Raw genomic sequence first — 10,635 nt, 5'->3', positions numbered from 1 at the left:
ATGTCCACAACCAAAGGAGAGATGAGATCAATGAATACCGCATCACTCAATATCAACCGTCCACCAGTCTCGAGGCTCACCCTCGACGCGGCAACAGCCTGAACGTCAGATCGCAGCCCGCCGAACCAACCACCTCAAAGGAGCCCTGATGTACAGCCTGACCATCGACGACCACGGTGCCGACACCATCACCCTGCATGACACGCCCGCAGCCGCACGCGCCACCCTGCACTCCTACTTGGAGCTGGCCGACTACAACTACCGGCCCGCGCAACTGAGCAGCCTTCACGCCGCCTATGAGCTCCTGGCCAACGACGGCGACGACCCCGCGATCGTCGGCGTGGCGACGATCGAGCCCTACACCGAACTCGACGCCCGACGCGACCTCAACATCATCTTCGCCGCACCGGTTCGCCGCCCCGCGCTGGCCTGCTGAACCCCTTTAGGGAACAGCAGGAACCACGCAAATCAGACCCCCCCAGGTCGCTATTCGATGCGTGCGTCTACAAATGCGCCGGTGTCTTGATCTGTGGCGCGGGTCGAAACCCATGACCACCCCGGAGAGTGCATATCGAATGCTGTCTCTACACGGCCGGTGACAACATCCGACGTGGCCACTGCCTCGCGGGTGCTTGGCCCAGTGCCATCGTGATACCCGATACCGAAGTGCACTTTGCCGCCGGGGGTGAATCGCTGCCCGATAATCCGGACGTGTGCGCCGTTGGGCGTGAGTATGGTGACTTTCGGATTGACCGGATGTTGCAGCACGAAGTTCCAGACGCCCGGTTCGTTCCCATGCCCGTCGTGGGCCCCGCCCGCCGCGCAGCGTCCTTTGTCGGGATACCCGTCGAAGTACATGGCTTGGCATTTCCAACAGTTGCGCCACTGATTCTGTGCGATTGGTGACGGCGCGATGTCGTGCGACAGAACGAAACTCCACACGCCCGGCTCGTTCCCATGACCGTCGTGGGCTCCACCCGCCGGGCAATGTCCTTTGTTCCCGTCGGTATGTCCGTCGAAGTACATGGCTTGGCATTTCCAGCAGTTGCGCCACTTGTCTTGCGCCGTTGGTGATGGCGCGATGTCGTGCGACAGAACAAAGTTGAATCCCGCCGGCCGATGACCATGCTGACCGGCCGGCGACCCCGAACAGACACCCTTGTTCCCATCTGCGTGGCCATCGAAATACAGGACCGAGCACTGCACACAGAATCGCCATTCTGATTGTGTCGCCATGATCTTGTTTCCTCTCTCGACGTCGTTGCCCTGCAACCAGCCTGCGTGGCAGACGCGCGCCCGTCATGCGTAGGCCACTACCCCATCCGGCCGAGTCTGTGGCCAGTCCGACAACCGGGATCCCCATCGCACCAATGACTTCAGCCCAAGAGCCGTCGGCCTGACGGGTCATCGGTTACATGCGCACCACGCCGCCGCCATCGATTTCATCTGAACGCCACCGCGCCAATGCCGGCGATTACGACTACGCGATATCGACGTCGCACATGCTCCAGATCGCGGGCACGATCACCACAAGGTGGGCTGGTCACCCAGCAGCGCGGCTTCCACTGCCGCCGCGTCCCAGCCGTGTTGTACCGCTTCGCGCAATGCCACAGAGCGTGCCCGACGTGCGCTGCGACTATCGCCGCGCCGCACCAGGTATCTGCCACCGCCGCGCCGCATCTTGGACATCCGCTCCATGTTGTCGCCTTGCGAGCCCGCGACCACATGCTCGATCTCACCGTCAGCGGCGACTTTCACGCATACCGGGTTATCGCATTCGTGCAACCCGAGCACCCCCGCCGCCACTGCTCCGCATGCCATCGCCAGCGCGTAACGATGCGGCCGAACGCACAAGCCGACGCCGTCGCGCGTCAGGTAGAACCGGCCATAGCCGTCCGCGCCGATCGCCCCCGTCCAGATGTTGCAGTCCGAGGCCGCCGGCCCACACACGACATGGCTTTTGAACCTCGCGATTTCGGTGGCATGCCGACTGGGATGAACCACGAGCAGCACTGCGCTCCTCACGACTGCCACCCGCACGCCATCACTCGCCAGGGCGTGCCGCTGCCGCCTCGCCAGTCGCTCAACCGATCACACAGCGTGTCCCGATATGCCTGCGGCTGCGCGAAGGCCACGCTGGGAGTTAACGTGTCGACGCTCACCGGTTTTTCCTCTTCCGCTTCTTGGCTTGTGCAGCGGCCTTCTGCTTCGCGCGACAGGCTTTGCGCCCCGGGGTCGACTCACGGCCCAGCGTGGCCTCTACGGCCCGCTGGGCGAAGATGCGCTGCAGCTGGTCAGCGTGCAGCTGGCGCCGCGCCATATCGCGCAGCGCCGTGATCTCCGGCGAGACTTCGCGCGTCACAAGTTCTCCTCGTCCGCAAAGCCCCAGGTGTGTTGCCGCCGCCTAGTGCACGCCAGGACTGATGCCCCAGGCATGGCCACCGGTCCGCGAGCCTGCGCGGACCCTGCCGCGCTACGCACTGGCAGCCTGCACGTGACTCAACACGCCTTCGGTCGTTGGGCTGGCCGTCGAATCCACTGACGGTCCTGCCTCAGCGCCACCACCTAGTGCACGCGAGTCCTGCGTCGCAGCGCCCTTCTCAGGCTGCTTCGGGGCATACCGCAGCATGGCGCGCACCTCGCTGACTCCGACACCCGTCAGTTCGGCGATCGTGGTTAGCGTCTCGCCGCGGGCCTTCATCCGGGCGACTGATGCACCCGCTTCCGCGCGATGGTCTGCCCGCCGCCGATTGGATTCGGCCCGAACCTGTTCGCGGACCTGGGCCAGCCGCTCGGCCTCCCAGGCGTCCACTTCACCGATCCGGCCGGCGGCGACCATGAACGTCGCGGCATCTTCGACGTTGGCGCGTTCCCGTTGCGCGCGAGCTTCGTTCGCGCGGGCTTGCGCCTCGCGCGCCCGCCTGCGTGCTTCGACCTTGGATGTGTTGGTAGCCATGGGCGCACGATAGGTCGCGGCCGGGCGTGCAGCCCACTACCTGAGCCACATTCGCCTCCAACATTCTCTGCCGTCCCCCTTTTCATATCCCGTTCCCTCCCCCCTCTGTGCTCCCCCACCGTCGCCTCACCGCCCGTCCCACCGCCTCCGACACCCCCGTCCCACCCTCACCTCCACAGCCCGCCAACACACCACACACCTCTTGCATTCAGGCCAGCATTCCTAAGGTTTTGGTAAGACCTCCCGGTTTGGTCGTGGAGTTGACCGGCGTCAACTTCCTACCGTTCCGCCCATGCGGCCACAGCGGTGCGCGTCATGACGATGACGCTGCACAAACTGACCGCCGGGGACGGCTACCTGTACCTGGTGCGGCAGGTCGCTGCCTCCGACAGCACCGAACGTGGGCGCTCGACGCTGGCTGACTACTACTCCGACAAGGGCGAAGCGCCCGGCCGCTGGGTCGGACATGGTCTTGCCGCGCTGGCCGAAACCGGAAGCCAAGGCGTCAGTGACCAAGCCCGCCAGGAAATTTGGACAGTCGCGGACGGTTCGGTGGTCACCGAGGACCAGATGCGCGCGCTCTACGGCGAAGGCTTGCACCCCAACGCTGACCGGATCATGAACTACGTCGCCGACCGCGGCCTGCGGGCCCAGCATGCCGCTGGACGGCTGGGCCGCAAGTTCCACGTGCGCGACGGCGAGCCCGAGTTCGCACGGCGACTGGCAGTGGCCTACCGCGACCACAACGCCGAAGCCGGCCAACACTGGAACGCCACCATCGCCCCCGAGGTGCGTGCCCAGATCCGAACCCGCATCGCCATCGAACTATTCGCCGAGCAGTACGGCCGGGCACCAGCTGATGACCGTGAACTGTCAGGGTTCATCGCCCGCAATACCCGCGCCCGCACCACTGCTGTCGCGGGCTACGACCTCACCTTCTCTCCGGTCAAGTCGGTCTCGGGACTGTGGGCTATCGCTCCCCTGCCAGTGTCCGAGGAAGTCGAAGCCGCCCACGACGAGGCCGTCGCCGATGTCCTGCAATGGTTGCAAGACAACGCAGTCTTCACCCGGGTCGGTACTAACGGCGTGGCCCAGGTCGACACCGAAGGACTGATCGCCGCGGTGTTCACCCACCGCGATTCGCGCGCCGGTGACCCCGATCTGCACACCCACGTGGCGGTCTCCAACAAGGTGTCCTACGTCGATGCCAACGGGGTGCGGCGCTGGCTGGCGCTCGATGGCCAACCGCTGCACCGCGTGACGGTGGCGGCCTCCGAGCTCTACAACACCCGACTCGAGGCGCACCTGACTCGACGCCTGGGTGTCCAGTTCGTGGAGGTGCCTCGCGGTCGCGGAAAGCGACCCGTGCGCGAGATCGAGGGAATGTCACCGCAATTGCTGGCCCGGTGGTCGAGTCGCCGCGCGGCGATCGAGGCGCGCACCGCCGAGTTGGCCAAGCAGTTTCAGGTCGACCACGGACGCGAACCGACCAACGTCGAGATCATCGCTTTGGCCCAGCAGGCGACCCTGGAATCACGCGAGGCGAAGCACGAGCCGCGGTCACTGGCAGAACTGCGCCAGACGTGGCGCACACAGGCATTGGAAGTGCTCGGTCGCACGGGCTTACATCAGATGCTGGCCGACACCCTCGCTGGCCGGGACCGCACTCCCCCGGCCCCCACCGTCGATGCCGAATGGATCGCGGCGCGCGCTGGCGAGCTGATCACCATTGTCAGCGAGCAACGTGCAACGTGGCAGCGACATCATGTGCGTGCTGAGGCATTGCGTCAGGTCCGTGCGCACGGGTTGGCGCACGATGGCGAGCTCGTCGAAACCCTCACCAACGCGGCACTGTCCGAGAAGTTTTCGGTGGCCCATGCCCGTGTCGGTGATGCCGAGTTGGGTGAGCCGGCGGCGCTGCGTCGCCGCGATGGCGCCAGTGTGTACAGCCGCCACGGCACCGAGGTCTACACCAGCGAAGCCATTCGTGCCGCGGAACGGCGCATCCTGGCCGCTGTCGGACGTGTCGACGGCCGCCGAACTGACGCGTCGGATGTCGATCTGGCACTGGCGGACTCGGCCGCTCGCGGCCGCACCCTCAATCCCGGTCAGGCCGCTCTCGTCTCGGAAATGGCGACTGGCGGACGCCGTGTCGCGCTCGCCCTGGCACCTGCCGGAACGGGCAAGACCACCGCGATGGCGGCACTCTCGCACGCCTGGCGAAGCTCCGGCGGAAACGTCATCGGCCTGGCCCCCACTGCCGACGCAGCGATCGTTCTCGGAACCGACCTCAATGCCATCACCGACACGCTCGCCAAGTACGTGTGGTCAGCCGACCCGGACAAAGCCGCGATGTTCGGCTACCCAGAGTGGTTCGACGAAGTAGGCCCCGACACCCTGATCGTCGTTGACGAGGCAGGCAAGGCAGCCACCGCCGAGCTCGACGCGATGATCACCGACGCCCTGCGAAAAGGCGCCAGCGTGCGGTTGATCGGCGACGACGGCCAGCTATCGTCCATCTCGGCTGGCGGCGTCCTGCGTGACATCGCCGAAGCCACAGACGCACTCACCCTCTCAGAAGTGGTGCGCTTCCGCTCGGCGGCAGAAGCGGCCGCCGGGTTGGCCTTGCACGACGCCGATCCCGCTGGCATCGGCTTCTACATCGACAACCACCGCATCCATGTCGGCACCGAGGAGACCGCCGCCGACATGGCCTACCAGGCGTGGCGAGCTGATCTGGCCGCCGGCGCCGACAGTGTGCTGCTTGCCCCGACCAACGATGTCATCAACGAACTCAATGCCCGCGCCCGCTCTGACCGCCTCGCCGACGACCCCGCCGCGGCCACAGACGCCACGGTGATCCTTGCCGACGGGCTTGCTGCCAGTGTCGGTGACACCATCCGCACGCGAAAGAATGCCCGCTGGATTCGCATCGGGACCCACGATTTCGTACGCAACGGCTACCGATACACCATCACCGAAGTCGGCGCTGACGGCACGCTCAAAGCCCGCCATCTGCGCAGCGGACGCATCGTGACGTTGCCCTCCGACTACGTCTGCGAGCAGGTGACGCTGGGCTATGCGGCCACCATCGACTCCGCTCAGGGCATGACGGCCGGCGGTCGCGACACCAAAGGCACGTGCCACATCGTCGGCTCGGACATGCTCAGCCGCCAGGCTGTCTACGTCGCTTTGACCCGCGGCACCCACGAGAACCACCTGTACCTGTCGACCGCCGAAGGCGACCCGCACCGCCTGTTGTCACCCAAGGCAACCCATCCCGACACCGCCGTCGACGTCCTCACCCGAGCGTTGGCCCGCGACGGGGCGCAAATTTCGGCGACCACCGCCGCCCGGCAGGCCACCGATGCGTCCGCGCGCCTGTCGGCGGCCGCCGACATGTACTACGACGCGTTGGGCGCGGCCGCAGAGAACATGCTCGGTGACGGCGCGCGCGACCGCCTCGACACCATCGCCGACTCGGTGATCGGCGGACTAAGCACCCGCGAAGCCTGGCCAGTGCTGCGTCGCAACCTGGCCGTGCTCACCCTCAGCGGCGCTGACCCCCACCAGCTGCTCGTCGAGGCACTGTCCCTGGGCAGCGTCGATGACGCGGCCGACCCGGCCGCGGTCCTCGACTACCGCATCGACCCCGCAGGAACGCATTCGGCAGGTATCGGAGTGCTGCGCTGGCTGCCCGCCATTCCCCCCGCGCTGGCCGAGGATCCCCAGTGGGGCGCCTACCTTTCCCGCCGAGAGCGGCTCGTCGAATCCCTGGCCGATGAGATCCGCGAGCGGGCCCGGAACTGGACGAATGCGACCGCTCCAGCCTGGGCGCGACCGCTGGTCACGGTCAACACTGCGCTCACCGCCGAGATTGCCGTGTTCCGCGCCGCAGTTGGTGTCGAGGATTCCGACACTCGACTCACCGGGGCATTGCAGTTCCCCGTCCGCACCCGCGCCGTTCAGGATCTGCTGGCACGTCATGCCGCGTCCGCGATCGGCCGGCGCAGCGCTGACACCACACGATGGAACGACCTTATCGACACCATCGACCCACGCGTGCGGGCTGACGCCTACTGGCCACAACTGGCCGCGCACCTCGCCCAAGCCGCTCGCAGCACCGCTGACCTGCGCCACATCATCACCACAGCCGCCGGGCAAGGCCCCCTGCCCGACGAACTGCCCGCCGCCGCACTGTGGTGGCGCATCGCCGGCGCACTGTCGCCCACTGCCACACTGGCCACCACCCATTCACGCCTGCGCCCGCCGTGGATCAACGACCTTGACCGGGTTTTCGGTTCTGTACTCGCCGAGACGATCACCTCCGATCCGGCGTGGCCGGGCCTGGTCGCAGCCATCAGCGCGGCCGATCCGAACAAGTGGACCCCTGCAGACTTGCTGGCTCTGGCTGCCGAACACCTCGCCGACGCGACTGAGGAACACCAGCCCATCCCACCCGGGGACTACGCCCGCCTCATCACCTACACCGTTGATGCGTTTACCCACCGGCTGCAGGCACGCTTCGGCTCCGAACACGCCGAGATCCCGCTGCCCGATGACGCACCGATCGAACCCGCAGAAGAAGAAGCGCTGCCACCGGACCCGGAGAACCCCTCCCCCAGTCTTCTCGACGAGCACATCGGAATCGAAGGCTATTTCGATGACATCCCACCCGACCCGACATACGACTGTTTCCCCGATGAATTCGACGGTGTGAATTTCGATGACCTCCCAGCAAATCGACCAACCCCCGAATTAGGCATCACCATGGAAACGGTCACCGACCTGCGGACCGAATACCGATCAGTCTGCGAACAACTCACACAACTCGATCTCGAAATTCGCGGCGGAAATGGACCCGCGCTGCGGGCCGCCACCGAAACACTCGTCGCGATGCGCCACCAGATCGACGCTGACCGCCCCTATCGCCTCGCGGTGATCGACGTGCTGCAGCAGTGGTCCGATGCCGACGACGCCTACAACGACATCCTGCGCATGATCGACCACGCCCGCACCCACCTCGACACTCTTCTATCCGCCGCCGGCGCTGACGAACTGGACATCGCCTCGGCCCGAGCAGATTTGGCATTCCACACCAACCGTCTTCCCGGCACGACCCCCGCTGAGCGTTACCAGCTGGCCCTGACCGAAGCGCAAGCCGCACGAACGGAAGCCGCAGGCGGCAAGGTCATGACCGAACAGGACATCGCGGCCGAAGCGCACCAGGCCGAGCTCGCCGACAAGCGTGCCCGCGCTGCTCTGCACGAGCGCCGTGCCGCGCTGCGCCGCGAACTCGACCGTGCCGATCATGACGTCGCCGCAGCCTTCGCCGCCGCGCAAACCGCAGCCTCTGACACGCTGGAGACACTGCTGGATTCCGCACGGGCCGAAGTCGACCTTCTGCGCAGCGGCGGACACATCGACTTCGACCACACCCCACTGCACATTCCCGCCTCCGCGCTGGCCACCCATGATCAAACCACCGCCGAGCGCCTCACATCACTGGCAGCCCAGCCATACCGACTCAGCTACGTGCGCGCCGACCTCACCGACGACGAGACCGTCGCAGCGCTCTACACCCTGCGCAGCACCGCCAACGCCGCCGAACGAAAGGTGCTGTGGCTCTCGGTCACCGACAACGCCGCCGGGGCAGCCCGGGCCGCCGACCTCGCCGACACCGTGACCACCATCGACCACGCCCACCACCAAGTCAGCAACCAGCAATGGATGCTGCCCCCCGGCGCGATCGTCGTCATCAACGACCCCGCCGCCGCCGAGCCACACCAGCTCGCCGCCATCACCAACCACGCCGTGTCCGCCGACGCACGTGTCATCATCCTCGACTCTCCTGGCAGCACCCATGGCCCCAGCTCGCGGTCACTGCGTCTGCTCGCCGGCACCGTGCCATGGAACACCACACTGACCACAGGACCCATCGCTGCCGAAGACCACCACTTGGCGCCCACTCCCGCAGTCACCCTGGCCACACGACTGGGCCGCACCCACCTCAGCGACCCATGGCGCGAGCTGCTCACCCACTACGACAACGCCGCCCGCGCTGTACGCACCGCTCAGCGCCGCACCGTCGCGCTGAGCTGGCGCACCCCCGAGGCCACAATGGACGATCCCGGCCACACCGTGGACACGAGCATCGACGATTGATGAGCCCGAGAACCAATCCGGCTCAGGTAGTGGACTCGGTGGTCATCTGGTCGCCACCATGACCCCATGAGTCAACGCCCCGAGCCCTACAGCCCTTACTGTGGCCTGGTCTACAACGGCAAAGGGCACCCTGAACGGGTCACGGGCGCACCGCATTTGGTGATCTCCGCTCCCACACGAACCGGCAAGACCCGCCGCCTCCTCGCCCCCGCCGCGGTCCTCCACCCCGGGCCCTTGGTCTCGGTTTCAAGCAAGGAGGACTTGGCCGAACTCGTACTGACCAGGCGGTGCTTCGGGCCTACCGGCGTCATCGACCTACGGCCAGAAAAAACTCTCGTCTGGCCCCAGGGAGTGACCCAGATGGTCACCGACCCCACCATGTCGATCACCTCGGCCGATGAAGCCCTGACTGTTGCCGAAACCATGCTGGCCACCTCCGGCGTCGGATTCGGAGGAGGGTCGAGCGGTCAAACAGTCGCCGCGGGCGGGCTGTGGGAATCCACTGCCAGCCGGCCATTGGCCTGCCTGCTCTACGCGGCCAGCCCGCAAGGCAATTCCGAGGGCATGCCCTGGGTGCTCGAAGCTGTGGAGAAACTCGGCATCGAGGACGGGGAAGAGGACGGCAACACCCAGATGACTTTGACCGCCGAACCGTCGTGGGCCACGGCCGCCGCGCTATGCCCGCATCCGATGCTGGCCGATCCGATGCAACGGGTACTGACTTTCAACAGCCGCATGCGCGACAGCGTGGCCATCACCGTCTCCAAAGCCGTCACCCCATGGGTGCGGCTCGGACTGGCAGCCACCGACCACCTCGACCGGCCCAGCCCGATCGAGCAGCTCAGCATCGAATCGTTCGACGTATCGATGCTTGACGAACCCGATGCCTCACTGTTCGTCATCGCGCCCAATACCGGCACCGTGGCCGGCGCCGCCGTAGCGCTCATCGACTCCATCATTCGTCATTTCCGCAAGCGCACCGCGCAACACCAGATGCAGCACCGGCTGCTGCTCGAACTCGACGAAGTCTGCAACTCCTGCCCACTTCCGGCCCTGCTCAACTACGTCGGCGAATCCGCAGGCCTCGGGGTCAACATCATGGCAACCGTTCAAGCCTCCAGTCATTTCGATGTGGTCTTCGGCCCCAAATACGCCGACGCGCTGCGCGACATTTTCCCAGGCACCGTGGTCATGTACGGCGCTCATGAGCGATACCTCCTCGAGCAGGGTTCGCACTGGTCTGGACTAGCGACCCGCCGCAGCGAATCCTACGAGCCACATGGCGGAAGCCGGTCGCAGTCATCACAATTCGGTGCCGCCATCGACTGGCAGGAACTTCTACCTCAAAGCCTTGAAGAGGCCCGACTGCTGATCAAAGGAGCCGCTGGCAGTCGAGTGCAGATTCCCGATTGGAGCCAGTTCCTCGCGCTCTACGACCAGGCGATCGACGTGCGCCGTCAGCGCTCAAACACTAATCGCGCCGCCGCTCGGGCTACGGCGTTCCAGAACTGACC

At 66.0% G+C, this 10,635-nt stretch carries 7 protein-coding genes; 3 read left to right on the top strand and 4 right to left on the bottom strand.

All coding sequences use genetic code 11. The features are described 5' to 3' along the window. The first annotated feature begins 148 nt into the window (after positions 1 to 148). The gene (locus tag AC4ELH_RS24370; protein ID WP_498887268.1) at positions 149 to 436 is read left to right on the top strand and encodes a hypothetical protein; all 288 of its coding nucleotides are present in this window, start codon (positions 149 to 151) and stop codon (positions 434 to 436) included. Positions 437 to 486: 50 nt separating this feature from the next. Here the strand turns inward: AC4ELH_RS24370 and AC4ELH_RS24365 are convergent, their stop codons facing one another. The 4 genes from AC4ELH_RS24365 to AC4ELH_RS24350 all read right to left on the bottom strand — a co-directional run bounded on the left by AC4ELH_RS24365 (position 487) and on the right by AC4ELH_RS24350 (position 2,956). After that, complete coding sequence (locus tag AC4ELH_RS24365; RefSeq protein WP_498887266.1) at positions 487 to 1,272, bottom strand: hypothetical protein; 786 nt, start codon at positions 1,270 to 1,272, stop codon at positions 487 to 489. Between the two features lie 252 nt (positions 1,273 to 1,524). Beyond that, on the bottom strand, positions 1,525 to 2,025 hold the full coding sequence (locus tag AC4ELH_RS24360) for a hypothetical protein (RefSeq protein ID WP_498887264.1): 501 nt from the start codon (positions 2,023 to 2,025) through the stop codon (positions 1,525 to 1,527). A gap of 133 nt (positions 2,026 to 2,158) precedes the next feature. Continuing rightward, positions 2,159 to 2,362 (bottom strand): hypothetical protein, encoded by a 204-nt coding sequence (locus AC4ELH_RS24355; protein ID WP_498887262.1) that lies wholly within the window; start codon positions 2,360 to 2,362, stop codon positions 2,159 to 2,161. Positions 2,363 to 2,473: 111 nt separating this feature from the next. Next, positions 2,474 to 2,956 carry a hypothetical protein gene (locus AC4ELH_RS24350; protein ID WP_498887260.1) on the bottom strand — a complete coding sequence of 161 codons (483 nt, stop codon included), beginning with the start codon at positions 2,954 to 2,956 and terminating at the stop codon, positions 2,474 to 2,476. A gap of 315 nt (positions 2,957 to 3,271) precedes the next feature. Between AC4ELH_RS24350 and mobF the strand changes: the two genes are divergently transcribed. Continuing rightward, the gene (gene mobF / locus AC4ELH_RS24345) at positions 3,272 to 9,121 is read left to right on the top strand and encodes a MobF family relaxase (RefSeq protein ID WP_498887258.1); all 5,850 of its coding nucleotides are present in this window, start codon (positions 3,272 to 3,274) and stop codon (positions 9,119 to 9,121) included. A 66-nt stretch (positions 9,122 to 9,187) separates the two neighbouring features. Further along, on the top strand, positions 9,188 to 10,633 hold the full coding sequence (locus tag AC4ELH_RS24340; protein ID WP_498887256.1) for a TraM recognition domain-containing protein: 1,446 nt from the start codon (positions 9,188 to 9,190) through the stop codon (positions 10,631 to 10,633). Positions 10,634 to 10,635 lie beyond the last annotated feature (2 nt).

Source organism: Mycobacterium shunyiense (genome assembly GCF_058270075.1).
This window is presented reverse-complemented; position numbering and strand designations above follow the sequence as displayed.

Coding starts and splice junctions, on each gene's coding strand:
- mobF (WP_498887258.1), top strand. CDS start 3,272: ATGACGATGACGCTGCACAAACTGACCGCCGGGGACGGCTACCTGTAC.
- AC4ELH_RS24350 (WP_498887260.1), bottom strand. CDS start 2,956: ATGGCTACCAACACATCCAAGGTCGAAGCACGCAGGCGGGCGCGCGAG.
- AC4ELH_RS24370 (WP_498887268.1), top strand. CDS start 149: ATGTACAGCCTGACCATCGACGACCACGGTGCCGACACCATCACCCTG.
- AC4ELH_RS24340 (WP_498887256.1), top strand. CDS start 9,188: ATGAGTCAACGCCCCGAGCCCTACAGCCCTTACTGTGGCCTGGTCTAC.